The sequence below is a fragment of the Burkholderia sp. LFS061 genome (assembly GCF_047978125.1).
GTDB classification, from domain to species: Bacteria; Pseudomonadota; Gammaproteobacteria; order Burkholderiales; family Burkholderiaceae; genus Burkholderia; species Burkholderia pyrrocinia_C.
In genome coordinates, this window is the sequence record NZ_JBFPFS010000008.1 from 180,422 (window position 1) to 206,660 (window position 26,239).

Sequence of the window (26,239 nt, forward strand, 5' to 3'; positions counted from 1 at the left end):
CCTTCGAGGAGGCATCCACCACTGTGACTTCCTTCGGGGCGGAAAGCCTGCGGTGGCCCGGTGTTTTCTCGAGAGCCGGCATCGCGCGTAAGGTTGCAACGCCGCGAACGCAAGCGGGGTAACACCCGATGCGTTTGCGGCGCATTGCATGCCGCTTGGCGGTAGACTGGCAACGCATCATGCATCGAAAACCGCGCGGCACGCGCGTGCCGCCGCATTACAAGGAGGTCAGCATGAGCCAACGCAGCTTGTCAGTCGCCGCATCGTGGTCGGCCGTGTTCGCGGCGGCGTGCGTCAGCGCGAGCGTATTCGCGGCGCCGCCGGTCAAGGGCAGCCTGAAGGGCGGCGGTACGGGACAGCTCGAATACACCGTCAAGGTCGACTCGAAGACCTTCGGCAATACGCAGGAGACCCGCAAGATCCGCTCGGGCGAAACGGACGACTTCAACTGGAAGTCGGTGCCGCCGAGCGGCGCGGTCGCGTTGCCGGACGGCTGCCCGAACGCGGACAACCTGCCGCGCGACGCGAACGGCGCGATGGTGCGCCAGACCCAGGTGCGGCTGGCGCCGTCGGTCGATGCGAAGGGGACCGCGAACGTGCAGATGAGCTTCCAGGCGGCCGCGCCGAAGGGCACGCGCACCGTGACGGCCGGCGGCAAGTCGCTGCAGTGCCCGGACGTCGTGTCGGTGAGCCAGGTGAAGTGGGTGTCGATTCCGACCAACGGCGGTTCGAAGTCCGTGACGATGAGCGACGGCACGAAGGTGACGGTGTCGATCAAGCGGTGAGCAGCGCGCGCGGGCCGGCGTTTCGTCCGGTGCGCGCGCAACGGATTCGACTGGCGGGACGGGCAGGGCGGCACGTGAACGTTTCGTGTCGCCGTCACGATGCTTTCCCGCGACCTGCTTCGCGCTATGTTGCCGCGGCAACGGCATTGCAACTGTTTGCCGCGCGTCCGCTCAGCGTGCCAACCTGCGTGACGTCATGCGGATGTCACGTTATGCTCCGCCACATCATCACCTTCCTGTAACGATATCCCGATGAAATTCCGAATGTGCATGCTGCTGTCGGCCGCAGCGTTCGTCTCCGCGCACGCGCAGGCGGCCGACGATTGCAGTTTCGTGAAGAAGGTCGAGCTGCCGGCGCGGCAGCAGGTGGCGGTCGTGTCGAGCGGTGCACTCGAACCGTGCTCGACCGGCAGCTATGCGGTGCGCGTGTATTCGACCGTGCATGCCGCACCCGGCTTCGATACGGACGACTACGTGACGGGGGCGCTGCATGCGCGCGATGGCACGGTCACCGATGCGTTCACGGCCGACCTCGGCGCACGCGCGCCGCAGGCGCTCGTCGTGACGACGCGCTCGGCCGGCAGCGGCGGTTATGTCGGTGCGCAGGCCTATGTGACGACACCGCGTGCGGTGCGGCTCGTCGCGTCGGTCGACGGGCTCGCGCCCGACGCGGACATCGCGGCCGCGTTGCGGCAGGCGATCGGCAAGCGCCGCGCCGCGCGCTGACGCGCTGATCGCGCAGCGCGCGAACGCATCGCGCGGCGCCGCCGCGTGTCAGTGCGCACGCTCTTCGAGCCGCGCTGCGAGAAAGCGGTGATCGGCCGAGAACAGCCGGCGATAGGTCATCAGCACCGCGCCGACGGTGCCGAGCGCGGACGCCGCGGCGATCAGGAACATGATCACGATCTGGTAGCGCACGGCCTGCAGCGGCGACTGGCCGGCCAGCACCTGGCCCGTCATCATCCCCGGCAGGCTCACGACGCCGACGACGGCCATCTGGTTCAGCGTCGGCAGCATGCCCGCGCGCACGGCCTGGCGCGCGGCGTCCTGCGCGGCTTCCCAGCGCGTCGCGCCGAGCGCGAGCGCGGTCTCGACGCGGTCGCGGCGTGCGGTGAGCTCTTCCATCATCCGCTCGACGCCGAGCGACACGCCCGTCAGCGTATTGCCGAGAATCATCCCGAGGATCGGAATCGCGTATTGCGGCGCGTACCACGGATGGATGCGGATCACGACGAACAGGCCGACCGCCGCGACGAACCAGCTGCTGAACCAGATCGACGCGATGCTGTCGATGCGCTGGCCGCGGTACGTGCGCTTGCCGCGCCCCGCGCCGGCGAAACCGGCGATCAGTGTCATCAGCGCGGTGAGCGGCAGCACGACATACCAGTGCGGATGGCCGAACACCCAGCCGAGCACATAGCCGATCGCGAGCAACTGCACGACGGTGCGCACGGCCGCGAGCGCGAGCTTGCGGCCGAGGCCGAGCGACAGCGCCGCCGAGATCGCGCCGTTGATTGCGACGAGCGCGGCGGCGATGCCGACGTCGACGAGGCTCAGGTCCTGCAGTGCCGGGCTCATCGCGCAGCCTCCATCTGGTTTGCAGCGTGCAGCACGCCGGCCTGCATCACGAGTCGCGTCGTGCCGATCCGCGCGGCCTGGGCCGGATCGTGCGAGATCCACATATACGCGCGAACGTCGGGCGCCGCGTCGAACCACGCACCGACGAGCGCTTCGATCGCACGCGCCGATTCGGGATCGAGCGCGGAGGTCGGCTCGTCGAGCAGCAGCACGTCGGGGTCGAGCTGCAGTACGCGCAGCAGCGCGGCGATCTGCGCTTCGCCGCCCGACAGGTCGCTCGCGCGCTTGTCGAGAAAGTCGGGGCCGCGGCCGGCACGTGCGGCGAGCGCTTCGGCGCGCGCGCGATCGAACGCGACGTCGCGATAGATCGCCAGCGAATACGGATAGCGCAGTTGCGATTCGACGGTGCCGTCCATCTGCGCGGGGCGCTGGCGCACATATGCGACGCTGCGCCGGTAGCGCGGGATCGCGCTGCGCCGGATCCGGCGGCCGCGCCACAGGATGTGGCCGCCGTCGAGCGGATCGAGCAGCGCGAGCGCGCGCAGCAGCACGCTCTTGCCCGACCCGGACGGTCCCGTGACAGCAATTCGCGATCCCGCTGCGAGGCTGAAATCGGTCGGGGCGAGCAGGGTCTTGCCGCTGCTGGCGTCGCGCCGCGTGATGCGCTGCGCCTCGATGAGGCCGGTGGGGGCTGTCATGTCACAAATGAAAAAAAGCGTTAATGGCGCCGAAAGGTCGCCGTGCCGTGCGTCATAATACCGATTGAAAAGCCGCGCGTGTCGTGCGCCGTTCGTCCACGCAAGCGGCCCGGCATGGTGCGGCAACATGTCAGAACAACAACGGAACCGCCATGACGCTAACCCGAGCCATCGGCAAATCGGCTGCATGGATCGTCGGTATCGTCGCGGTGCTCATCGCGGCGGCCGGCGTCTTTCTCTTCACATTCGACTGGAACCGCGCGAAACCGTGGGTCAACGAGCAGGTGAGTGCCGCGCTCGGCCGCCCGTTCGCGATCAACGGCGACCTGAAGGTCGGCTGGCGTCGCCCCGACGGCGAGACCGGCTGGCGCGCCTGGGTGCCCTGGCCGAGCTTTTCGGCCACGCAGCTCGAGATCGGCAACCCAGACTGGGCGAAGGCGCCCAAATTCGTCACGCTCGATGCCGCGCACTTCGATCTCGCGATCCTGCCGTTGCTCGCGCATGAAATCGTCATTCCGTCGATCGACGTCGTGAATCCCGCCGTCGACCTCGAGCGGCTCGCCGACGGCCGCAACACGTGGACCTTCCAGTTCAAGCAATCGGCGCAGCCGTCGCCGTGGAAGGTACGGCTCGACAGCTTTGGCTTCGCGAAGGGCACCGTCACGTATCGCGACGCGATCACGAAGGCCGACCTGAGCGTCGCGATCGATACGCTCGGGCAGCCGATTCCGCTCGGCGACGTGCTGAAGGAACAGGAGCAGACGTCGCGCGCGGCGTCCGCGCAGCGTGTCGGCAAGCACGGCGCCGCGCAACTGAGCGCGAAGGCGAACGCGGAAGCCGCGTCGAGCGCGTCGGCGGCGCAGGCTGCGGGGGCGTCGTCGTCCATGGCGGTTGCGGCAGCGTCTGCGGTTGCGCCTGCGTCGTCGGCAGCTCCCGCGTCCGGTGCGTCCGCCGCATCCGGTGCAAGCGGTACCGCGGCACCCGCGAAGCCGTCCGGCCCGACCTATGCGTTCGGGCTGAAGGTCGACGGCCGCTACAAGAACGTGCCGATCAGCGGCACCGGCAAGCTCGGCGGCGTGCTCGCGGTCGAGGACACGTCGCGGCCGTTCCCGCTGCAGGCCGACGTGAAGGCCGGCGACACGCGGCTCGCGATCGTCGGCACGCTGACCGACCCGCGGAATCTCGCGGCGCTCGACCTGCGCCTGTGGCTGCAGGGTACGTCGATGTCGCACCTCTATCAGCTCACCGGCATCACGCTGCCCGACACGCCGCCTTATGCGACCGAGGGGCGGCTGATCGGCAACTTCAAGCGGCGCGCGAGCACGTTCCGCTACGAGAACTTCAACGGCCGCGTCGGCGGCAGCGATCTCGGCGGCACGCTGTTGTACGAGCAGCGCGAGCCGCGACCGAAGCTGTCGGGCGAACTCGTGTCGAACCTGCTGCAGTTCTCCGATCTCGCGCCGGTGATCGGCGCGGACACGGCCGCGAGCAAGGCCAAGCGCGGCGACACGACGCGCCAGCCGCCGGGCCGCGTGCTGCCGGTCGAGACGTTCCGTACCGACCGCTGGCGCGCGCTCGACGCGGACGTGAAGTTCACCGGCCGCAAGCTGATCAAGAGCGCAAACCTGCCGATCACCAACCTGTACACGCACATCGTGATGCAGGACGGCGTGCTGTCGCTCGAACCGCTGCAGTTCGGCGTCGCGGGCGGCACGCTCGCGACGACCGCGCATCTCGACGGCAGCGGCGCGCCGCTGAAGGGCCGCTTCACGGTGGCCGCGCGGCACCTGAAGCTCAAGCAGCTGTTCCCGACGCAGAAGGTGATGCAGTCGGCGCTCGGCGAGATCAACGGCGACGCGTCGCTGTCGGCGACCGGCAACTCGCCGGCCGCGCTGGCTGCGACGTCGACCGGCGAAGTGAGGGCGCTCATCACCGACGGCCGTATCAGCCGCCTGCTGATGGAAGCCGCGGGGCTGAACGTCGCGAACGTCGTCTACGAGAAGCTGTTCGGCAATCGCGACGTGAACATCAATTGCGCGGCGATCGACTTCGTCGCGACCAACGGGATCCTCGACCCGAAGGTGTTCGCGCTCGATACCGACGACGCGCTGATCAATGTCGACGGCCCGATCAGCCTGCGCGACGAAACGCTCGACCTGAAGATCCATCCGCACACGAAGGGTTTCCGGATCTTCTCGCTGCGCTCGCCGCTGTACGCGAAGGGCACGTTCAAGAACCCGGACGTCGGCGTCGATGCGGGTGCGCTCGCGCTGCGTGCCGGCGCGATGATCGGGCTCGGCCTGATCAACCCGTTCGCGGCGCTGATTCCGTTGATCGCGCCGAGCAACAACAAGGACGTGCCGTGCTCGCAGCTGTTCGGGCAGATGAAGGAGAAGGCAGCGCAGAAGGAGGCGGCGAAGGCCGGCAAGTAACATTGGCCTGATGCGGACGCGGGCGCCGGCGCCGCACGTGGCGGCCCGGCTGGCGGGGCCGGAACAGTGCGGTCGGCAGTTTCTCCGACACCTGCTAAAATACACGGTTTTCCGTCGATTTCTCTCTTACGGGACCTGCCGTGCTTTCTACTGCCAACATCACGATGCAATTCGGGCCGAAGCCCTTGTTCGAGAATATCTCGGTCAAATTCGGCGAGGGCAACCGCTATGGTCTGATCGGCGCGAACGGCTGTGGCAAGTCGACCTTCATGAAGATCCTCGGCAGCGACCTCGAGCCGAGCGCCGGCAACGTCGCGCTGGAGCCGAACGTGCGTCTCGGCAAGCTGCGCCAGGACCAGTTCGCGTACGAAGACGTGCGCGTGCTCGACGTCGTGATGATGGGCCACACCGAGATGTGGGCCGCGATGACCGAGCGTGACGCGATCTACGCGAACCCGGAAGCCACCGACGACGACTACATGCACGCGGCCGAGCTCGAGGGCAAGTTCGCCGAATACGGCGGCTACGACGCCGAGGCGCGCGCGGGCGCGCTGCTGCTCGGCATCGGCATCGAGGAGAAGTTCCACAACGGCACGATGAGCGACGTCGCGCCGGGCTGGAAGCTGCGCGTGCTGCTCGCGCAGGCGCTGTTCTCGAAGCCCGACGTGCTGCTGCTCGACGAACCGACCAACAACCTCGACATCAACTCGATCCGTTGGCTCGAGCACACGCTCAACGAGTACAACTCGACGATGATCATCATCTCGCACGATCGTCACTTCCTGAACTCGGTGTGCACGCACATGGCCGACATGGACTACGGCACGCTGAAGGTCTGGCCGGGCAACTACGACGACTACATGCTCGCATCGGCACAGGCGCGCGAGCGTCAGGCCGCGGCGAACGCGCGCGCGAAGGAGCGCGTGGCCGAACTGCAGGACTTCGTGCGCCGCTTCTCGGCGAACAAGTCGAAGGCCCGCCAGGCAACGAGCCGCGCGAAGCAGATCGACAAGATCAAGATCGAGGAATTCAAGCCGTCGTCGCGCCAGAACCCGTTCATCCGCTTCGAGTTCGAGAAGAGGCTGCACAATGTCGCGGTGGTCGCCGAAGACATCACGAAGAAGTACGAGCGCACGATCTTCCAGAACTTCAACCTGTCGGTGCAGCCGGGCGAGCGGATCGCGATCATCGGCGAGAACGGCGCGGGCAAGACGACGCTGCTGCGTTCGCTGCTCGGCGCGCTCGAGCTCGATCACGGCACGGTGAAGTGGTCCGAGAACGCGAATGTCGGCTACATGCCGCAGGACACGTACGAGGAGTTCCCGAACGACATCACGCTGATGGACTGGATCGACCAGTACCGCAAGGACGGCGACGACGAAACGATGGTGCGCGGCACGCTCGGCCGCCTGCTGTTCTCGTCGGACGACATCAAGAAGTCGGTGAAGGTGCTGTCGGGCGGCGAGAAGGGCCGCATGATCTGGGGCAAGCTGATGCTCGGCCGCCACAACGTGCTGCTGATGGACGAGCCGACCAACCACATGGACATGGAATCGATCGAGTCGCTGCAGATCGCGCTCGAGCAGTTCGAAGGCACGCTGATCTTCGTGTCGCACGACCGCGAATTCGTGAGCGGGCTGGCGAACCGGATCATCGAAGTGCGGACGGACGGTACGCTGTTCGACTTTGGTGGTAACTACGAGGAATTCCTGACGAGTCAGGGGCAGGAGTAATTGTCCTGAGTTTGTCCCAAGACCACCGTTCATGCGTCCCGAATAGCCCCACGGAATTGTCCCATTGGGACAACGGCAGTGTTGCTCCGTAGAGGACACTAGACGGGGCGCGTAACGCGTATCGCCAGAAACACGAAAGGCCCACATCGGCAGTTTGCCGGTGTGGGCCTTCTTGTTTATACGCACTTAGCCAGTTTGCGTGCGGTGGTGCTAGTATCAAATTCGTTTTTTTCTTACAGAATTGATAGCAGCACGTGGCGTGTATTGTTACTTATCCAATATCCGTTAGAAGAAAACGGCTATCGGGGCAACGATGCACGGAAGAAACGTCAGGCGGCTGACTTTAATGAGATTGCCTCAGCTATAGAAAGTCATGTCAACGGGCTTCTATAAAAACAGCAATAGCCTGTTTGTTCGTATAGCTATGACGAGGTAGTGCACGCGCTTGGATATCTGTTGGAGCGTAGCCCAACCATAATCTCGAATTAACATTATAAAAATCATATAGAAATGTTAATTCTGTTTTATCAAAAAAATCCATCGCTTCTCAGAGTGGAAAATCAGTCCTCGCTCGCTAATCTAACGATTTGTGACACTGTGGATCGCTCAGCGTCTGCTACGATCGCGCAGAAGGATCACGGAAGACCAACTGTGTGTGCGCTTTGATGTTGGGGCGCTTAGCATAACCGTGTGTAGACCTTTGCGAATCCTGCGCAGCACCGGCCGTGGTTGCGCGTAACGACAACCGGTTCAGTCGGATGTCGATTCCAGTCAAAAATTGAAGCAGCGACGCGACTTGCGTCGAACGAAGAATGAATAAAAACCGCTATCGGGTTGTGTATAGTCGCGCACGTGGCGCGATGATGGTCGTTCAGGAAAATGGCAACGCGCCGCGTGCGGCCGGAAATCCGCAGGGCGTAAGTGCGCCGCTGAACGTGCCGGGATTGCGCGTCGTGTGGCAACCGATCGCAATGGCAGCAGCGTTGCTGTTCGGCATACCGGTATTCAGCTTTGCGCAAATCGTTCCGACTCCGGGCACAAGCACGCACGTAATCCAGACGCAGAACGGCATCCCGCAAGTGAATATTGCCGCACCGTCCGGCGCCGGTGTCTCGGTCAACACGTACAACCAGTTCGATGTACAAAAACCCGGCGCGATCCTGAACAACTCGCCGACGATCGTGAATACGCAGCAGGCGGGGATGATCAACGGCAACCCGAATTTCGGGGCAGGCCAGTCCGCGCGGATCATCGTCAACCAAGTCAACAGCAACGCACCGTCGCAACTTCGCGGTTATGTGGAGGTGGGAGGCAATCGCGCCGAGGTAATCCTGTCGAACAGCGCAGGTATTCAGGTCGACGGCGGCGGGTTCATCAATACGTCGAGAGCTGTCCTCACAACGGGAACGCCGTATTACGGTGCAGACGGGTCGCTCGGTGGATTCAATGTATCGCGCGGCCTGATTTCCGTAAGCGGTTCTGGCCTTAATGCGTCGAACGTGGATCAGGTTGACTTGATTTCTCGCGCCGTACAGGCCAACGCTGCCATTTACGCGAAAAATCTGAACGTGGTCGCTGGGGCTAACCAAGTCAACCACGACACGCTTGCAGCAACGCCGATTGCTGGCGATGGTGCCGCACCCGCTATCGCGATCGACGTGAGCCAACTCGGCGGCATGTACGCGAACCGCGTGTTTCTCGTGAGCAACGAGTTCGGGGTCGGGGTCGCGAATGCCGGAACGATCGCTGCGCAAGCAGGTGATCTGACGCTGCAATCCAACGGCCAGCTTGTACTCACGGGCAAGACAACGGCGAGCGGCAACCTTACCGCAACCGCGAACAGTATTCAAAACACCGGCACGACGTACGCACAGCAAAACGTCAATGTCTCGACGGGCGGCGCGTTGTCGAACAGCGGCACCCTCGCTGCGCAACAGAATACGACGGTCAATGCGGGGAGTATCAATTCGACCGGGGCGCTCGGCGCTGGCGTAAATAACGACGGCTCTGTCGGAAAGAGTGGCGACCTGAATCTGTCGAGCACGGGGCAATTGACGGCGACCGGGCAGAACGTCGCGGGCGGTAGCGCGTCGATTTCGGGCGCTGCCGTCAACCTGGCGGGTAGTGAAACGGCCGCGAACGGCAATCTCACGCTGAATGCGAACGCAGGCGACTTGAACCTCTCGAACGCCACGACGAGTGCGCAGGGCGTAGTCAATGCGAACGCAGCAGGCGCATTGATCAACGATCACGGTAGCCTGTCGAGCCAAGGCGGTACAACGCTCACCGCGGGCAGCATTTCGAACCAAGGTGGCAAGGTTTCGGCACAAGGTCCGCTGAGCGTGCAGTCGAACGGCGCAATCTCGAATCAGGGCGGCACGCTGGTTTCCGAAAATGCGATGCAGGTGCGTGGTGGCGCGATCGCGAATAATCAAGGCACGATCCAGAGCGCGGCCGGAATGAATATTTCGGGTAGTTCGCTGGACAACAGTGCCGGTCGCGTTACGTCATTGAATTCGGATGGTCTGTCGATCACGACGACAGGGCAATTGACGAACGCGGCCGGTACGACCTCACTTGGCGCACAAGGCGGCGTCATCGGCGGCAACGGCGGTGTGACGGTGCAATCCGGCAGCGTCGTGAACCATGGCACGGTCAGTGCACAAACGAACCTGCAAGTTGATTCGCAATCGCTCGACAACGGCAGCGGTACGTTGTCGGCTGCGCAAAATGCAGTGATCAATGCTGGCGCGCAGTTGACGAATAATTCCGGCAGCATCGCGGCCGGACAATCGGCAACGGTGAATGCAGCATCGCTGAACAACGACGCGGGTTCGATACAGGCCAACCAGTTGTCGTTCGGGGCAACGAATTTGTCGAACCACGGTGGCACGATTACGCAAACCGGGACCGGCGCAATGAATGTCGCTGTCTCGAACACGCTCGATAATTCGCAAGGCGGCACGCTGCAAACCAACAGCACCGACCTGACGCTCGCGCCGGCTACGCTGCTGAACGATGGCGGCACGATCCTGCATGCAGGAACGGGCACGCTGACCGTGAAGCCGGGCAGCGGCGCAGGTGGGTTTAGCGATGTCGGCGGCTCCGTCGTGAGCAATGGACAGGCCGTAATTCAGGCGGGCTCGTGGAACAATGCGCAAGGCTCGTTTGCGGCACGTCAGGGCATCGTCGCGAGCGTCACAGGCAATCTAGCGAACGCACAAGGCTTGATTCGCTCGCAAGCGGGTATGTCGTTGACGAGCGGCGGCGCGCTGGACAACCAGAACGGGAAAATTGCAGCGGGCACCGACACTCGCCCGGACACGAGCACACTGAATATTCAGGCGGCATCGATTCAGAACGCGGGCGGCCTGATTGCGGATTTTGGAACTGGCGCAACGTCGGTGCAAGGCGGCACTCAATTGATGAACAGCGCGGGCACGATCACGGGTAACGGTGACGTAAGCGCGCAAGCTTCTTCGATCATAAATACGAGCGGCGCGCAACTGAGCGGCACAAATGTTCAGGTGCGTGGCGATACGCTCGATAACAGCGGTGGAAAAATCGGTAACGTTGCCGAGGGTGATGTAGATATCGCAACGACCGGCGCGATTACGAATGCGGGAGGGCAAATTGTTGGATCGCGCGATCTGTCCGTATCGGCTACTACGTTGCTCGGTGGCGGCACGTACAGCGCCGCTCACGATGCGTCGCTGACTTTACAGGGCGATTTTTCTAGCACGCCGGCCTACCAGTTCAGCGCGGGCCATAATCTTGCGTTCACCTTGCCCGGAACGTTCACGAATAGCTCAGGCTTGCAGTCGGTCAACGACCTGACGATTAACGCTGGCGATATTGTGAACAGCGGCGCAATCGCGGCCGGGAGTCTGCTGAAAACGCATTCGAACACGCTGACCAATACGGGCGTGATGGTCGGGGGCAGTGCTTCGCTGGTTGCGGACAGTACCCTGTCGAATGTCGGCCCGACTGCACTGATTGGCGCATCGGATGAAAACGGCACGCTCGAAATCCTCGCGCACGATATCGAAAATCGCGACGATACGACGGCGACCGATACGATGGCGCAGACAGCCATTTACGGAATGGGCAAGGTCGTGCTCGCGGGCGGCAAGGATGCGAATGGGAGTTACACGAATGCAGCGCGTGTCAATAACGTCTCCGCGTTGATCCAGTCGGGCGGCGACATGGAGCTGCACGCCGATCAGGTGACGAACACGCGTCGCGTGATGACGACGACTGGCTACACGAACAACGTCGATCCTGCGTTGCTCGCGGCGCAAGGCATCAGCATGTCCGGTTGCGTGGCGATTTACATGGATGCATGTAGCGGCGCGTATCAGGTTCCGGGGGTTGATCTTGCAAAGGCTGACCCTTCTGTCATCCAGCAATTGGAAAATCAGATCGGCGGTGTTTTTATTGATCCGCCACATGAAGGCCAGTGGAATAGCGTCTATCAGTACACGACCTATAAGGGCGTAGCGACCGCGAATACCATCAAGGATATCAGCCCGGCTGGGCAAATCGTGTCGGGCGGAAAAATCGACGCATCTACGACCGGGACGCTGCAAAATTATTGGAGCAACATCGCGGCGGTCAACGGAATTCAGATGCCGGCGAATTATGACGCGGACGGTTGGAAGGCGTCAGGCCAGCAAGCGCCGGGCGTCACGGTCACGTACTCGGGCCAGTATCACTACAACAACTACGATAATAGCGAGCACAACTGGACCTATTCCTTTTGCGATAAAGGGTGCAACGGCCCCGCTGACGTGCGGCAGTACAAGCTGCCTGATTATCAATCGACGCTCGTCTCGAACGGCACGATTTCCGGCACGGGCGTGAGCATCAACAACACCGCAGGCAACGCGTCGATTCCGTCGCTTGGACTCGTGCCCGGTCAGTCGCTTCCAGTTAATTCCGGCTCGGTACACGGCACCGCGCCGATGGTCAATCCGATCATCGCGAGCGCGACTGCGGTCAACGTCCTGAATAATCTCACCATTCCGCAGGGTGGGCTGTTCAAGCCGACCACGGCACCGAATGCACCGTACGTCATCGAGACGAACCCGGCATTTACGAACCAGAAAAATTTCATATCGAGCGATTATTTTTTCGAGCAGATCGGCGTTGACCTGACGCATATTCCGAAGCGGCTCGGCGATGGCTTCTACGAGCAGCAACTCGTGCGCAACGAAATCACCTCGTTGACCGGTAAAGCGGTGCTTGGCCCGTACACGGATACGCAATCGATGTATGAGGCGCTGATGGCTGCCGGTGCCTCGTTGTCGAAATCGCTGAATTTGCCGCTCGGCATGGGCTTGTCGCCTGAACAGGTTTCGCAATTGACGAGCAACGTCGTCATCATGCAGACGGAAGTCGTGGACGGGCAGTCGGTGCTGGTCCCGGTTGTGTATCTGGCGAAGGCGAGTCAGGAAAACTGGAATGGCCCGCTGATTTCGGCGAACAACATCGATTTGCAGAACGCGCAGTCGTTCACGAACAGCGGCACGATTAAAGCAGCAAATACGCTATCGGTGGACGGCAAGCAGATCGATAACGCCTTCGGTGCGTTGCAAAGCGGCGGCCTCATGTCGCTGAAGACCACGAACAATATCGATCTGACCTCGGCGAACGTGAAGGCCGGCAGCTTGCAACTGGACGCCGGAAAAGACCTGATTCTCGATACCGCGACGAAAACCGTCAAACAGGTCAGCGACACGGGCGCGACTCGCGTTACGACGACGCTCGGGCCGCAGGCGAAAATCGATGTGACGGGCGACGCGTCGATCACGACCGGAGGGAATTTCCAACAAAATGCGGGCGACCTTAGCGTCGGCGGAAATTTGGGGATGCAGGTCGGCGGGGACTGGAATCTTGGCACGCAGCAGACCGGCGAGCACAAGGTCGTGCATCGCGCAAATGGTGTGTCGGACGTGGACGTTAATCAGGCTGTAGGCAGTTCGGTAAAAGTCGGCGGCGTGTCGCAGATCGGTGTCGGCGGCGATCTGACGGCCAAGGGCGCCCAAATCGATCTGGGTCAAGGTGGCACCGTGGCTGTAAAGGGCAACGTGACGCTTGGTGCGGCGAGCGCAACGTCCACCATCGATAGCAATAGTTCGAGTAGCAGTAGCGGCCGTAGCTCGGCAGCGTCCTTGCATGCGGTTAATGAAAATGTGACCGGCACGACGCTCACGGGCGGCGACACGGTGAATATCGTGTCAGGTAAGGACATTACGCTGTCCGGCAGCACGATCAGTCTCGACAAGGGAAATGCAAATCTGCTCGCGGCCGGGGACGTGAATGTAGGTGCTGCGACCGAGACGCACGAGTACAGTTCGCACGAAACGCATAGTCACAGCGGTGTCGTGAGCGGTTCGAAGGTCGCGAGTGGAATCGACCAGACCGCGACCTACAGTCAGGGCAGCACGATTTCGGCCGATGGCGTGAATATCGTCAGCGGAAAAGATATTAACGTGACCGGCAGCACCATCGTTGGTACGAACGACGTAGCGCTGAACGCGGCACACGATGTGAATATCAAGACCTCGCAAGATACAACGCAATCATCGAGCTACTACCAGAAACAGGAATCGGGCCTCATGACGGGTGGCCTGACGGTTTCGTTCGGCAGTAGCAAACTCGCGACTACGGATCAGTCATCGAGCGTCACGAATAACGCGAGCACGGTTGGTTCACTGAATGGCAACCTGAGCGTCAGTGCTGGAAATACCCTGCACGTGACGGGTAGCGATCTGGTTGCCGGAAAGAACCTGACGGGCGCTGCATCGAATATCGTGATCGATTCGGCGACGGATACATCGAGCCAACGCCACACGCAGCAGCAAAGCAAGAGCGGTGTCACGCTCGGGTTGTCGGGCAGCATCGGTGATGCGATTAACGGAGCCTACGACCAATCGCAAGCCCTCAAAAATGGTAGCGGCGACAGCCGGGCTACTGCCTTGCACGCCATCGCAGCGGGCGGCGACGCGGCAATGGCCGGTTACGGCGCGTACAAAATGGCGACTGGCGCAGCAGGTCAGGGCGCACCGAGCATCGGCGTTCAGGTGAGCGTCGGATCGAGCCACAGTCAAAGCCAGTCGTCGGAAAATCAGGCCACGCAGCGCGGGTCAAGCGTGACGGCCAGAGGTACCACTTCCCTGATTGCGACCGGGAGCAATACGCCGGGCAGCGGAAATATTACGGTAGCGGGCTCGAGCGTGTCAGGTACTGACGTTTTGCTGGCCGCGAAAAATCAGATCGATTTGCAGAACACGACCGATACGGATTCGACGCGCAGTTCGAATTCTTCGTCAAGCGCGAGCGTTGGCGTATCGTTCGGCACCAACGGCTACGGAATTTCCGCGTCAATGTCGAAGGCGCATGGCGATGCGAATTCGGACGCCGCGATTCAGAACAATTCGCACGTGACGGGCGCGAATTCTGTGACCATCGTCTCGGGCGGCGACACAAATATCATCGGCTCAAACGTCGCGGGCAAATCGGTGACGGCTGCTGTTGGTGGCAACCTGAACGTGCAGAGTGTGCAGGATGTGACGAGTAGCGCTGCGCATCAAAGCAGCACGGGCGGCGGATTTTCGGTCAGCACAGCGGGTGGCGCGTCGGCAAGCTTCAGTTCACAGCACGGCAGCGCGAACAGCAATTACGCGGGCGTGGGCGAACAAGCTGGAATTCAGGCCGGCTCGGGCGGTTTCGATGTGACCGTGAAGGGAAATACGGACCTGAAAGGCGCGGTCATTGCGAGCACGGCCGATCCGTCAAAAAATAGCCTGACGACCGGTACGCTCACATACAGCGATATCGAAAATCATTCGACGTACAGCGCGGACAGCAGCGGATTTAGTGCGGGCGCTGGCGTCGGCACGACGGGTAAGTCGCTTGGTCCCGGATCGGTGAGCGGTTCGGGTGGTGTGACGCCGATGATTTCGCAGTCGGACAGCGGCAACGAAAATGCAACCACGCGTAGCGGTGTGAGCGCGGGCACGATCAATATTACGAATCCGGCCGGTCAAACGCAGGACGTAGCGAACCTGAACCGCGATACGTCGAATTCGAACGGGACCGTTTCGAAAACGCCGGACGTGAACGAAATCCTGTCGCAGCAATCGGACCTGATGAACGCCGGACAGGCGGCGGGGCAGGTTGTTGCGCAAGGGATCGCCGCGTATGCGGATGCGAAGAAAAAAGACGCCCAAGACGCTGCCAATAAAGCCAAGGCCGCAGGTGATACAACGGCGCAAGCTGCTTACCAAGCCGAAGCTGACTCGTGGGCGGAAGGTGGTTCCAATCGCGTATTGATGCACACGGCGGGCGGCGCGCTCCTTGCTGGATTGGGAGGCGGTAACGCGCTTGCCGGCGCGGCAGGTGCAGGTTTATCGTCGGCGCTTGCGGGCAAGCTGAACAGCCTTGCTGATTCGGTCGGAGACGGTACGGGCTCGATGCTCGCAGGAAATATCCTGTCGAACGTGCTGGCCGGTGCAGGTGGTGCGCTTATCGGTGGTACGTCGGGGGCCTTTACGGCATCGAATGCGGACCTGTATAACCGTAGTACGGGCAACGACAAGGGCACGGGCGGCACCGGAAGCGAATTCCTGGACAGACTGGGCGACGCGCTCCTGTCCACGGCAAAAGACCCGCTCGGGGCACTGAATTATGCGCTGAACAGTCTGATACCTGCGCCTTCGAGGCAGAAGCCGGACGCGGACGCGAACCCGCTCGTGCAGGCGAACGACAACGGCAAGCCGCCTGCCACGGGTGGGGCTGTAGTCACCCCGCCGACGATGATTTGTACGCCCAATGGGGGCTGTGTAGCGACGCCTGCTATCGCGGTGCCGGGAACGCCGGGGTACGCATCCGGTAATACGACGCTGAACAGTGGCAGCGACGACAATAATGGACAGGCGTCGAGTGGCGGCCAGTCTGATGCATCCCTTCCCATGGGCGGCAAGGGCAAGCAATTCAATCAGCCGAAGAATCCAGCATATCAGCCAACTCGTAATACACCAGCTAATATTGATGGAACAGACTATGCAGGGCATGCGCTTGATAGAATGCAGGATCGAGGTCTAACGCCTTCAGTTATCCAGAATACAATCGAGAACGGTGTGCCAACGCCAAGCCGAGGGGGCACGACGGTATTTTATGATTCTACAAATAACGTATCGGTGGTTACGAATAGTGCAGGTAAGGTGATTACGGTCAAGTATGGGAAATGATATGAATGCTGAGGATTTAGTTGAGCGTGCCCAGACAGCCGCAAAGGATCATCTTAAGTACGCTCGATTCGTACAGGATGCGGAAATATTTCAGGCCGACGCCGTTCAAGATGAGAAATGGAAGTCTGCATACCGCGCCTGTTGGTTTGAACTTGAAATAGTTAATGCCTTGGCACTGGATGATTGGGAATCCTCCGGCAAGCCGGACGATTGGTCTGCAACGTGGAACGAACGTTATAAGAAGGACGCTGAAGAATTAATTGCCAACTTGTGCGCGATATTGCTTCAACAGCAGTAACAGCGCACCGGACGCATGCCTAGTGCGTCCGGTGCGCCATCTAACGCAACTGTGGCGAGCAACGGTATGGCGATTAATCTGTTTTGCTATTCGTCGGTTGATCCAGATGGCTCCAGTGCGTTACAGCTGGAGCTAATTAAGGAGCGACAGGATTTGTTTGGCAAAAATTTTCTAATTTCGCCGGTGAGGGATGTAACTCCTATGCATGTAGAAATCGCGGGCGAGCATGGTTTTGTGCCGAAGGCATTTTCTTGGTTTCTTTGAATTCGAAGGATTCAGTGAGTTTGCTTGGCTTGGTCGCTGAGGTTCTGAAGAAAAGATTTCATCAAGGTATTCTTATTCTTCAGGAAAATGAGAATAAATTATAGTCGGGTTGAAGCAGAGCGTCAGAACCAAGGCGATTTCATGATGAAAATCAATCGACCGATGAGGGAAGCATTAAACGGCGTGCGGTTGGACCTTCCGCTTAGCGAATCGCTACAGAGCATCGCAGATAGTGGTTTCGAACTACGCGACGAGTGTTATTTTTTGCGTGCTCTACTGGGTTCAACAAACGCGAGCCGAAAGAGCTTTCCCGACTGCATTGGCTATGAATGCTTCATCAATTCCTTGCATGTCGAAGATTACGATTCTGCGTCTCCCTTGACACAAGCTGTTTTGCTTGTGAAAGAGGTGTTTCGGGTATGGAATGCAATGCAACTCCCGTCGCAGCTTACTGCGGTCGTAAGCGCCAGTGATTCGCGCGTCGTAGTTAGATTTCATGTCCGACGCGCCGGGGAGCAGTGGTTAAGCGATGATATCGAAGGTTACGATGATCCTGTCATGTCGATGGAATCCTCTGAGGATGTAATAGCGTCATTAAATGTCCTACCGAAAAGCTGATTCTCAAAATGTTTAAATTATCATTTTCTATCGCTGCGGGATTCTTTCTTGCTGGTTGTGCGATGAACCAGCCTAGTAACAAGGGATATTCAGCATCGGAGTTGACTGGTCCGAGTGTTGGCATGGGAATCGTGTTCGGAAAACGCTGCGAGGGTGGTTTGTTTTCCGTGAGCAATATTAAGACCGGGGAGGAAGTATCTTACACCGGCACATATCCCAATAGAGTTTCGGTTTTCGCAATGCAGTTACCAGCGGGTGAATATACGGTTCGACAAATTTCCACAGGTGCCTATCGACCAATGGTTTCGCGTGACCCGATTCAATTCACAGTTACAGAAGGAAAGGTTGTCTATATTGGCACATTGATAAAGAGTTGGTCTATCTTCAATGGTTCGATTTTTAATAAAGTTCCGGAAGAGTATCGCTGCGATGCAGAAAGGCAACACGTAGTCAACATGAGGCTTTATCACATCCCTCCAAGTTCTTTTTTGTTAGGGCTTAAAAGTGATGCGACTAAGGACTGGGCTCCGGTGTATATCTCGAACTACGTTGAAGGCGTGTTGCCAGAATTGCGAAGACAATTCCCAATGCTAGACCTGTCAAAGTACACAACGAACCTAATGCATTAACAATAAAGTCGGGTGCGGCAGCGCCGAACAGCAAAGCGGCTGTCAAGTTAAAGAATGTCAAGCCGGACCATCTGTGTCTAATAACCAATTGAATTGAGTGGATGAGTATCGGATGCGTTGATTTTTGATTGTGCGCCCAATATGCTGCGCCTAGCGTTCCACGCACGAAAGTACGACCGCCTCACGCTCCAAAAATAATGAAACTCAAAACGCAATTTGCCGCGCTGGTAGTCGCGGTCCCGCTCGTCGTTCACGCACAGCGGGCCCCTACACCTGCCGACCAAGCCGCTGCCGCGCGCGCGAACGCTGAGCAGGATCGACAGGCACAGCAGCAGCGTGACGCGCAGCAGCGCGACGCAGCATTGCGCACGCCTTCTGTTCGATCTGAGATTTCGCACGTTGGCGGCTATCCGGTCCTTCCCACTGAAACGCCATGCTTTCGGATTGATCGTTTCGTGCTTGACGTTCCTGATTCGTTGCCGGCCACGGTGAAAGAGCAGGGCGCATCCGCGCTGCCAATGGACCGCTTTGCTTTCGCGCGCGAATGGCTCGAACACTACACGGGGCAATGCGTCGGCAAGCAAGGGCTCGATGTCCTTGTCAAAGCGTTGTCGCAAGACATTCTGTCGCGCGGCTACATCACGACGCGCGTGCTGCTGCCCGAACAGGACCTGTCGACAGGCACGCTGAAAGTCTCGCTGATTCCCGGCGTGATTCGGCACGTGCGCTTCGCCGATGAAAAACTGCGCGGCACATGGAAAACCGCGTTTCCGACGCGCGACGGCGAACTACTGAACCTGCGCGACCTTGAGCAAGGTCTGGAGCAGATGAAGCGGGTCACCAGTCAAGACGTGTCGATGCAAATCGTTCCGGCCGATGTACCGGGCGAAAGCGATGTGGTGCTCGACGTGAAACGCAGCAAGCCGTGGACCGTCGTCGCATCGATCGACAACTCTGGAACGCGCGCAACCGGTAAGCTGCAAGGCAACCTGTCGATCGGCATCGACAACCCGTTGGGCTTGAACGACATTTTCAACGTGGGTGTGAGTCAAGACCTTGAACTTGGTGACAAGCGCCTTGGTTCGCACGGCTGGAACGGTTTCTATTCGATTCCGTGGGGATATTGGACGGCGACCCTTTCCGCATACACGAACACGTACTATCAGCAGATTGCGGGCGTCAACCAGACGTTCGTCGCGAGTGGTAATTCCAAGACCGTCGATTTCAAGCTGAATCGCGTACTGTCGCGCAGCCAGAATGACGTGTTCGGCGCGCAGTTCAGGCTGTCGCGTCGGTTCGGCCAGAGCTTCATCGAAGATACGGAGATTCCGCAGCAGCGCCGCAACAACACGTTTGTTGAATTCGGGCTGACCGATCGCCACTATTTCGGCGGCGCGCAGTTCGATGGCACGCTTGCGTACAGGCAAGGTATCGGCACGTTTGGCGCGCAGGATGATGTATTGGCAACGGACGGTGGTCCGACCTACCGCTACAAAATGGCCGTGCTGGACGCGAACCTGTCCGTGCCGTTCGCGATCGCGCAACAGCCGTTCCGCTACGTGACGACCTTTCACGGCCAATATACCGGCAACACGTTGTACTACATCGATGACCTGACGATCGGCAGCCGTTACACGGTCCGCGGTTTCGACGGCGAAACGATGCTGGCGGCGGCTCGTGGCTTCTATTGGCGCAACGAACTGCAAATGCCGATCGGACAGACGGGGCAGGCGATTTATGCAGGACTCGATTACGGCCGGGTTTGGGGTCCGCAGCCTGTCGCGCTGGTCGGTACGCAACTGGCCGGGGCAGTGATCGGCGTTAAAGGCAGTGTTGCAACACGCTTCGGCGGTTACGGCTACGACCTGTTCGCCGGTACGCCGGTCTACAAGCCGTCCGGATTCCCGACTGCGCGTGTCACGGTCGGATTTCAGGTTACAGCGCAGTTTTGATCATGTCGTGTCTGACTGCTCCACGAGGTTGAACACTTTGCACAGTGGCATCGGCTGCTGTGTTTTTTCCACAACGACAAAACAAGGTAAATCATGCAAGGACGGCGAGTTTGGTTGGCGGGTGTGATGAGTACTGCGATGCTACTGACCGCATGCGGCGGGGATAGCGCCGGAACCGTCAATTCGGGAAATAGTCCGTCGAGCGGTAACGCGGCCGGGACGCCGGCCACGACGTCGCCGACCTCACCGCCAACGGTGTCCTCAACGCAGCCGCCTTCGGCTCAGGCGGCATGTCGGCCGAATGGCAACTTTACCTATTCGGGTTCCGCTTCTCTGGTCGCGGCGAACAACGGTCAACTGTCGGTAGTCGTCGTGCCGAGCTTGCCGAGCGCGTACTCGAAGAACCGCAACATGACTGCGCCGAACGCGCCTGCGTCCAGTCTGGTGCAGCAGGCAAGCGGCGCGTTCACGACGCTCGCATCGTCGGCGGCTGCAACGGATTGCCTTGGGCTCGATCATGGCGCCGTGACGGAGATTCAGAGTGTCGGCGCCGACGTTGCGATCGGCCGATGGAATCAGGCGATGGACACGGACGGCAATACCTATACCAATACCCAGGGCGTCCACTACGCGGTCGGGACACCGTTGTCGTTGTCGGCGACGAGCGGCACACTTGCATGCACGCAAGTGCTGGCCGACACGGTGACGACCAACGACGGCACTGCGTCGGGCACGCTCGGAACAAGTTCGGCCACGCTCGATCTCGGCGCGCGCACGCTCAATAACCTGAACCTGTCGATCAATATGGCGAATGCGCAATACACGCTGACATTCTCCAAGGCATCGTTGAACGCTGCCTCGGCGACTGTCGGACAGATGTCCGTTCAGCCGGTTGTCGTTGGGCATGATGCGATGCAGCCTTTAGTCGCGGTTGGCTACTCGTCCGCGCTGCCGAATACGCAGGGAATTGGCGGTATCGTGGTGCTGTCGTGCAAGTGATGGGCGTTGTCGACAGGCCATCCGGATTCCCGGTTGCACGTGTCACGGTCCGATTTCAGGTGACGGCGCAGTTCTGAAATTGTCGAAGATAAAATTCAGAGATGTTTAAAAATACGTTGATGGCTGTTGCACTTGGCACATTGTTGGCTGGCTGTGCGTCGCAGAACACGCACAGTGCGGCCTACGATCCTGCAACGGATGCGAGGATTCGCGTTTATTTTGGCGCATCCACGCGCTTCTTCTTCAACACGGCATGCGAACCGAAGAAAGGGGTACTCGGTTTCGGCGGCGGTGGAATGGCAGTGGCTAAACCACGCACGCTGCATCTCGCCAACACGACGATCGGGATGCCCGTTCCAGTGGACGCGTATCGGTACTATGACGAGTATGTGATCAAAGCCAACGAGCCACTGACGATTTCGGTCGAATACGGCGGTGACTCGTTGCCTGATTTCAACGGCTTCGTTTTTAGAAGTCGGTTTCAGCACATTGCGCGTACTTTCGTTCCTCTGGCTGGTAAAGATTACGAAGCGTTCGCAAGCAATGCATCGAATAGTCTCCAACTCAACGTTCGGAGGCTATCTGTCGTAGGTGAGCACGTTCAGACGGAGCCGGTCGGCATCAAGGCCGCGCCAAAGTGCCAAGATGTCAGTCACGACCCTGCCGGGTAAGTTTCGTTTTACTATGGCGAGTTCACGACAGTAACCGATGCAGGAAGATCGCGAGCTAACCGCTTTTTTGTAGCGGCACGTCGATGCGTTGCTGTCGCCGAATTCTGAGCCGCGCCCGCCGTGCTTCCATTGCGGCTCAGCGCAAGTTGCTATCCGTGGATACCCAAACGCCTTGAGCGGTTACCGAATTCCGCGCTTCTTGTGCGGGGCGTGTAATCGTGAATTTACACGGCTGCACGGTACGCCGCTGTATGAGCGTCATGCGCAAAAGGTGGAGGCGCTGATAGCGCTTCTATCGCAACCGATCAGCCGTTCGACCGTTGCGACAACACGGCCGCTTCATTGACAAGGTACGGATGCGACTGGGAAAAATTGTCGCTGCTTGGCGGCTGTGGAGCCTTTCGTTCGTGCGCCGGGGCTGGACAGTACGAAGCGCGGCGCGTGGAGCGAAACCGACGGAAATGCATCAGGCCCGCATCGGCAGCCTCGTCGAAGTGGGCTTTTTCTTTCCGCCCGCGGCCAAGCCCGATACCGTTGCGCGTTCCAGTTTCCTCCCGCCGATCGACTTCGGGTAAATTACCTACCGAACGCCACCCCCCATTCATCACCCCCGACCCGGAGCCGCCCCTCGATGCAGGACCATCCTCTGCCGCTCGACCTGTCCGGCCTTGCGCCAAGCCTGTACGCGCAGGGCACCGAGGAAAGCATCCTCGCGCGGCTGATGGAGCGGATCGCGCCGACGAATCGCTTCTGCGTCGATATCGGCGCGAGCGACGGCCTGCGCAACAGCAACACCGCGCGGCTGCTGCGCGAACAGGACTGGGCTGGCGTGCTGGTGGAAGGCAGCGCGTACCGGTTCGGCAAACTTGCCGCCCAATACGCGGGCGCGGAGCGCGTGCGTTTGCACCACGACCGCGTCCAGCCCGACACGGTCGACCTGTTGCTCGCCGATGCGAACGTGCCCGCCGACTTCGACCTGCTGTCGATCGATATCGACGGCAACGACTACTGGGTGTGGCGCGGCCTGCAAGCGTTTCAGCCGCGCATCGTGGTGATCGAATACAACCCGTACTACACGCCGCCCGAACGCTGGGTCATGTGCTTCAATCCGGACCACGAATGGGACGGGTCGACCTATTACGGCGCGAGCCTCGAATCACTCGTTCATCTCGGCAGGCAGAAGGGCTATGAGCTCGTCTGCTGCGACGACATGGGCAACAACGCATTCTTCGTGCGGCAGGACCTGTACCCGCTGCTCGGCATCGCGAACAACGCTCCTTCGGTACTGTTCCGCCCGGCGATGTACAAGCTGCGCTACGTCGGGCACAACACGTTCCTGAGCGGGCATCCGTATCGGCACGGGCCGGCCGAGCACATCTGAATGGATCAGCCCGCCGTCATCTTCGACGAAATCCGCGACGCCTACGCGCTCGGCCAAAGCGGGCCGCCGCGGCAGGTCGGCGAACGCGTATGGCACCTGCCGACCGACGGCGGCGGCGTGGCGGTCAAGCTCTATGCGCCGGAGCATCATGCGCGCGCGGCCAAGGAAGCCGCCGTCCTCGCGCATTTCGAGACGCATGGCGATGTCCGCTTCCGTGTCCAGACGCTGAACCGCACGACGGCCGGCGAACCGCTGTGGACGGGCACCGGCGCGCGCGCGATGCTGACGCACTGGGTAGCGGGGCAGTTCAGAACCTACGATACGTTTTCGCCTGCCGAATGGGATGCGCTCGGCGCGAGTCTGGCGGCGTTGCATTTGAGCCTCGAACGGCTTCATCTGCCGTCGCTCGACACGATCCGCGCGCGGCTGGCCGCGATCGACGCGGACGCGGTGCGCCGCAGCCTGCTGGACGCGCTGGATCGCGCGCGCTCGAACGACGGCGCCGCGAACCTGCACCGCTATGTCGAACTCGCGCTGCGCATGATCGACCGCTACTATCCGGGCAGCGTCGAAGCGTTTCCCGCCGACGATCCGCAGCACCCGATCCACAACGATTACAACCAGTTCAACTACCTGTTCACGGACGCGGGCACGCCGCCGCTCATCCTAGACTGGGAAGCGTCGATCGGCGCGCCGCGCGAATACGAGCTGGTGCGTTGCCTGAATCATCTGCCGCTGGAGGCGCCGCACCTGGCGGAAGCCTTCGTGCGCGCGTACCGGCGGGTCCGGCCAGTGGATCCCGCGCGCATCGCATGGGCCGTCGATGCCGCGTGTCTGCAGCACGCGCTCAAGCTGTGGGTCGTGCAAGGCTGGCTCGACGATCCCGTGCGCTTCGCCGCGCACCTGAACGGGGCGGTGACGATGGCGTCCGCGATGGTGGACGCGCGCGGCCGTCTCGTCGATTTCTTTTCCCGTTGCATGGAAGCAGGAAGCTGAAGTGAATGCGAATCCGAACCGGGCCACGAACCCGCTGCCGTCCGGCGAACGGCAACATGTCTTCCCGCCGCCGCTGGATCGCGATTACCGCGTCGAAGACGGGCGCGTCCGGACGCGCTCGCTGGAAGCGCATATCGTCGATCACTGCAACTTGACCTGCGCGGAATGCTGCTCGCTGTCGCCGCTCCTGCCCGAGTGGCATGCGAACCCCGATTCGCTCGAGGCCGATCTGCGCATGGCCGCGAAGGTCTTGAGCCCGCGCATGTTCAAGCTGGTCGGCGGCGAACCGCTGCTGCATCCGGCGCTCGTCGAGCTGATCGAACGCGTGCGCGCCACGGGCATCGCGCCCGTGATCTCGGTCACGACGAACGGCCTGAAGCTCGGCGAGATGCCGGACGTGTTCTGGCAGTCGGTGGATGCGCTGACGATCTCGCGCTATCCGAAGCCGTCGCTGTCGCCCGACCTGATTGCGTATGTCGAGCATCAGGCCGCACGCTTCGACGTACGTCTGAACTGGAAGGTGCAGGACGTGTTCACGACGATGAATCGCGCACAGCCCGGCACGGATCGCGACGACGCGCAGCGCCTCTATCGCGATTGCTGGATTCGCGAGCGGTGCCATATGATTCGCGACGGCATGTTCTACACGTGCACGCGTCCCGCGCATTTCCATACGCTGTACAAGGGCGAGAAGGATTTTCAATCCGACGGCCTGCCGTTGCGCGACGATGCAGGCATGCTCGACGCGATGCTCGCCTATCTGCAACGCGAGGTGCCGCTCGAAGCGTGCCTGCATTGCCAGGGCGGCAGCGCGCCGGTGGCGCCGCATCGCATCCTCAAACGTATTGAAGTGGACACCCTGAAGGCTCGTTATCCATGATCGTCGGCACGCGCGACCTGTTCGGTTTCGATCGTCTGCACTACCATCCGCGCAGCGGCGTATCGGCGTCCGGCATCCGGGCCGTCCTGCATGCTTCGGGGCAACCGGCCGGCGCGCCGGACACGGCCGCCATCGCGGGCTACCTGAGCGGCGAGCGTCCCATCAGTCGCACCGTGCTGCGCGACGTGCTGGCGGTGCCGCCCGGCCATGCGCTGATCCGTTCGCCGCAAGGGCTGGCGGTGCAGCCGGCGCCCGAGCGGCCGCAGCGCGGCGATCTGGAAACCGTGCTGCGCGCATCGCTGCAACGCGCGCTCGACAGCGGCAAGCGCGTCGCGCTGGCGCTGAGCGGCGGGCTCGATTCGGCGCTGCTGCTCGCGTTGCTGCGCGAACTCGGCGCGCAGCGGCACGTGACGTCCTACATCCTCGCGACCGACATGCCGGACTATTGCGAACGGGATGCCGCACTCGAACTGGCCGCGCAGATGCAGGCGACCGTGAAGATCGTGCGTGCGAACGAGGCCGATTTCGTGGCCGCGCTGCCGAGAACGACCCATGCGGTCGAGGAGCCGATGTTCAACCTGCATCCGGTCGCGAAGCTGCTGCTGGCCGAGGCGATGGCCGCGGACGGCATCGAGGTGGCCATCACCGGCGACGGTGCGGACCAGGTGCTGCGCCGCGACCGGTCGGCCAACTATCTGCCGCTGTGTCATGCGTTGTTCGATGCGGCGTCGGTCGACCTGCATCCGCCGTTTGTCGACGCCGCCGTCGTCGCGCATCTGACGAGCATCGCGCCCGATCCGGACAAGCAGTGCCTGCGCGATCTCGGTGCGCGCCTGAACCTGCCGGACCGTCTCGTGCACGGCCCCAAGCGCGGGCGGCTCGCACCGGCGATGGACCTCACGAAATTGCTCGATCGCGACCGCACGCGCGCGCTCGCCGATACGCTCGGTCTTACCGCGCCCACATTGCAGGCGGATACCGAACGCGTGCTGTGGGCGACGCTGACGCTGATCCTCGATCATCTCGACCACTTCCACTTCGATGCCGCGCATCGCCCAACCTGAGCCGCTC

18 protein-coding genes are annotated in these 26,239 nt (G+C 61.1%); 16 read left to right on the plus strand and 2 right to left on the minus strand.

The genetic code is table 11. The features are described 5' to 3' along the window. Nucleotides 1-233: 233 nt before the first annotated feature. Both ACNQQL_RS10325 and ACNQQL_RS10330 read left to right on the plus strand, forming a co-directional pair. The gene (locus ACNQQL_RS10325) at nucleotides 234-785 is read left to right on the plus strand and encodes a DUF6013 family protein (protein WP_204423469.1); all 552 of its coding nucleotides are present in this window, start codon (nucleotides 234-236) and stop codon (nucleotides 783-785) included. A 252-nt stretch (nucleotides 786-1,037) separates the two neighbouring features. Next, nucleotides 1,038-1,511, plus strand: a complete 474-nt coding sequence (locus ACNQQL_RS10330; RefSeq protein ID WP_347064047.1) for a PliI family lysozyme inhibitor of I-type lysozyme — start codon at nucleotides 1,038-1,040, stop codon at nucleotides 1,509-1,511. A 48-nt stretch (nucleotides 1,512-1,559) separates the two neighbouring features. Here the strand turns inward: ACNQQL_RS10330 and ACNQQL_RS10335 are convergent, their stop codons facing one another. Further along, nucleotides 1,560-2,363 carry an ABC transporter permease gene (locus tag ACNQQL_RS10335; RefSeq protein WP_034181315.1) on the minus strand — a complete coding sequence of 268 codons (804 nt, stop codon included), beginning with the start codon at nucleotides 2,361-2,363 and terminating at the stop codon, nucleotides 1,560-1,562. Next, entirely contained in the window at nucleotides 2,360-3,061 is a 702-nt protein-coding gene (locus tag ACNQQL_RS10340) for an ABC transporter ATP-binding protein (RefSeq protein ID WP_347064048.1), read from the minus strand. Before ACNQQL_RS10340 ends, ACNQQL_RS10335 begins: the two co-directional genes overlap by 4 nt. A gap of 152 nt (nucleotides 3,062-3,213) precedes the next feature. Between ACNQQL_RS10340 and ACNQQL_RS10345 the strand changes: the two genes are divergently transcribed. From ACNQQL_RS10345 to ACNQQL_RS10410, 14 genes are all read left to right on the plus strand, one after another. Next, nucleotides 3,214-5,493 (plus strand): AsmA family protein, encoded by a 2,280-nt coding sequence (locus ACNQQL_RS10345; protein WP_347064049.1) that lies wholly within the window; start codon nucleotides 3,214-3,216, stop codon nucleotides 5,491-5,493. Nucleotides 5,494-5,633: 140 nt separating this feature from the next. Continuing rightward, nucleotides 5,634-7,226, plus strand: coding sequence for an ABC-F family ATPase (locus tag ACNQQL_RS10350; protein ID WP_347064050.1), 1,593 nt, complete (start codon nucleotides 5,634-5,636; stop codon nucleotides 7,224-7,226). Nucleotides 7,227-8,038: 812 nt separating this feature from the next. Further along, nucleotides 8,039-16,480, plus strand: coding sequence for a hemagglutinin repeat-containing protein (locus ACNQQL_RS10355; RefSeq protein WP_347064051.1), 8,442 nt, complete (start codon nucleotides 8,039-8,041; stop codon nucleotides 16,478-16,480). A gap of 1 nt (nucleotide 16,481) precedes the next feature. Then, nucleotides 16,482-16,778, plus strand: coding sequence for a hypothetical protein (locus ACNQQL_RS10360; RefSeq protein ID WP_347064052.1), 297 nt, complete (start codon nucleotides 16,482-16,484; stop codon nucleotides 16,776-16,778). A gap of 66 nt (nucleotides 16,779-16,844) precedes the next feature. Beyond that, the gene (locus tag ACNQQL_RS10365; protein ID WP_347064053.1) at nucleotides 16,845-17,042 is read left to right on the plus strand and encodes a hypothetical protein; all 198 of its coding nucleotides are present in this window, start codon (nucleotides 16,845-16,847) and stop codon (nucleotides 17,040-17,042) included. Between the two features lie 141 nt (nucleotides 17,043-17,183). Next, nucleotides 17,184-17,660, plus strand: coding sequence for a hypothetical protein (locus tag ACNQQL_RS10370; protein ID WP_347064054.1), 477 nt, complete (start codon nucleotides 17,184-17,186; stop codon nucleotides 17,658-17,660). An 8-nt stretch (nucleotides 17,661-17,668) separates the two neighbouring features. Further along, entirely contained in the window at nucleotides 17,669-18,289 is a 621-nt protein-coding gene (locus ACNQQL_RS10375) for a hypothetical protein (RefSeq protein WP_347064055.1), read from the plus strand. A gap of 197 nt (nucleotides 18,290-18,486) precedes the next feature. Then, a complete protein-coding gene (locus ACNQQL_RS10380) occupies nucleotides 18,487-20,241 on the plus strand; it encodes a ShlB/FhaC/HecB family hemolysin secretion/activation protein (RefSeq protein ID WP_347064056.1) in 1,755 nt (584 codons plus the stop codon). A gap of 93 nt (nucleotides 20,242-20,334) precedes the next feature. Beyond that, nucleotides 20,335-21,240, plus strand: coding sequence for a hypothetical protein (locus tag ACNQQL_RS10385; RefSeq protein WP_347064057.1), 906 nt, complete (start codon nucleotides 20,335-20,337; stop codon nucleotides 21,238-21,240). A 101-nt stretch (nucleotides 21,241-21,341) separates the two neighbouring features. After that, entirely contained in the window at nucleotides 21,342-21,911 is a 570-nt protein-coding gene (locus ACNQQL_RS10390; protein ID WP_347064058.1) for a hypothetical protein, read from the plus strand. Between the two features lie 631 nt (nucleotides 21,912-22,542). Then, nucleotides 22,543-23,292, plus strand: coding sequence for an FkbM family methyltransferase (locus ACNQQL_RS10395; protein ID WP_072441316.1), 750 nt, complete (start codon nucleotides 22,543-22,545; stop codon nucleotides 23,290-23,292). Continuing rightward, nucleotides 23,293-24,288 carry a phosphotransferase enzyme family protein gene (locus ACNQQL_RS10400; RefSeq protein WP_072441313.1) on the plus strand — a complete coding sequence of 332 codons (996 nt, stop codon included), beginning with the start codon at nucleotides 23,293-23,295 and terminating at the stop codon, nucleotides 24,286-24,288. It begins immediately after the preceding gene. A gap of 1 nt (nucleotide 24,289) precedes the next feature. Beyond that, entirely contained in the window at nucleotides 24,290-25,168 is an 879-nt protein-coding gene (locus ACNQQL_RS10405; RefSeq protein ID WP_347064059.1) for a radical SAM protein, read from the plus strand. After that, nucleotides 25,165-26,232 (plus strand): asparagine synthase-related protein, encoded by a 1,068-nt coding sequence (locus ACNQQL_RS10410; RefSeq protein ID WP_347064060.1) that lies wholly within the window; start codon nucleotides 25,165-25,167, stop codon nucleotides 26,230-26,232. Before ACNQQL_RS10405 ends, ACNQQL_RS10410 begins: the two co-directional genes overlap by 4 nt. The last annotated feature ends 7 nt before the right edge of the window (nucleotides 26,233-26,239 follow it).

Coding starts and splice junctions, on each gene's coding strand:
- ACNQQL_RS10400 (WP_072441313.1), top strand. CDS start 23,293: ATGGATCAGCCCGCCGTCATCTTCGACGAAATCCGCGACGCCTACGCG.
- ACNQQL_RS10325 (WP_204423469.1), top strand. CDS start 234: ATGAGCCAACGCAGCTTGTCAGTCGCCGCATCGTGGTCGGCCGTGTTC.
- ACNQQL_RS10355 (WP_347064051.1), top strand. CDS start 8,039: ATGAATAAAAACCGCTATCGGGTTGTGTATAGTCGCGCACGTGGCGCG.
- ACNQQL_RS10390 (WP_347064058.1), top strand. CDS start 21,342: ATGTTTAAAAATACGTTGATGGCTGTTGCACTTGGCACATTGTTGGCT.
- ACNQQL_RS10375 (WP_347064055.1), top strand. CDS start 17,669: ATGTTTAAATTATCATTTTCTATCGCTGCGGGATTCTTTCTTGCTGGT.
- ACNQQL_RS10330 (WP_347064047.1), top strand. CDS start 1,038: ATGAAATTCCGAATGTGCATGCTGCTGTCGGCCGCAGCGTTCGTCTCC.
- ACNQQL_RS10410 (WP_347064060.1), top strand. CDS start 25,165: ATGATCGTCGGCACGCGCGACCTGTTCGGTTTCGATCGTCTGCACTAC.
- ACNQQL_RS10370 (WP_347064054.1), top strand. CDS start 17,184: ATGATGAAAATCAATCGACCGATGAGGGAAGCATTAAACGGCGTGCGG.
- ACNQQL_RS10335 (WP_034181315.1), bottom strand. CDS start 2,363: ATGAGCCCGGCACTGCAGGACCTGAGCCTCGTCGACGTCGGCATCGCC.
- ACNQQL_RS10380 (WP_347064056.1), top strand. CDS start 18,487: ATGAAACTCAAAACGCAATTTGCCGCGCTGGTAGTCGCGGTCCCGCTC.
- ACNQQL_RS10340 (WP_347064048.1), bottom strand. CDS start 3,061: ATGACAGCCCCCACCGGCCTCATCGAGGCGCAGCGCATCACGCGGCGC.
- ACNQQL_RS10365 (WP_347064053.1), top strand. CDS start 16,845: ATGGCGATTAATCTGTTTTGCTATTCGTCGGTTGATCCAGATGGCTCC.
- ACNQQL_RS10345 (WP_347064049.1), top strand. CDS start 3,214: ATGACGCTAACCCGAGCCATCGGCAAATCGGCTGCATGGATCGTCGGT.
- ACNQQL_RS10360 (WP_347064052.1), top strand. CDS start 16,482: ATGAATGCTGAGGATTTAGTTGAGCGTGCCCAGACAGCCGCAAAGGAT.
- ACNQQL_RS10385 (WP_347064057.1), top strand. CDS start 20,335: ATGCAAGGACGGCGAGTTTGGTTGGCGGGTGTGATGAGTACTGCGATG.
- ACNQQL_RS10395 (WP_072441316.1), top strand. CDS start 22,543: ATGCAGGACCATCCTCTGCCGCTCGACCTGTCCGGCCTTGCGCCAAGC.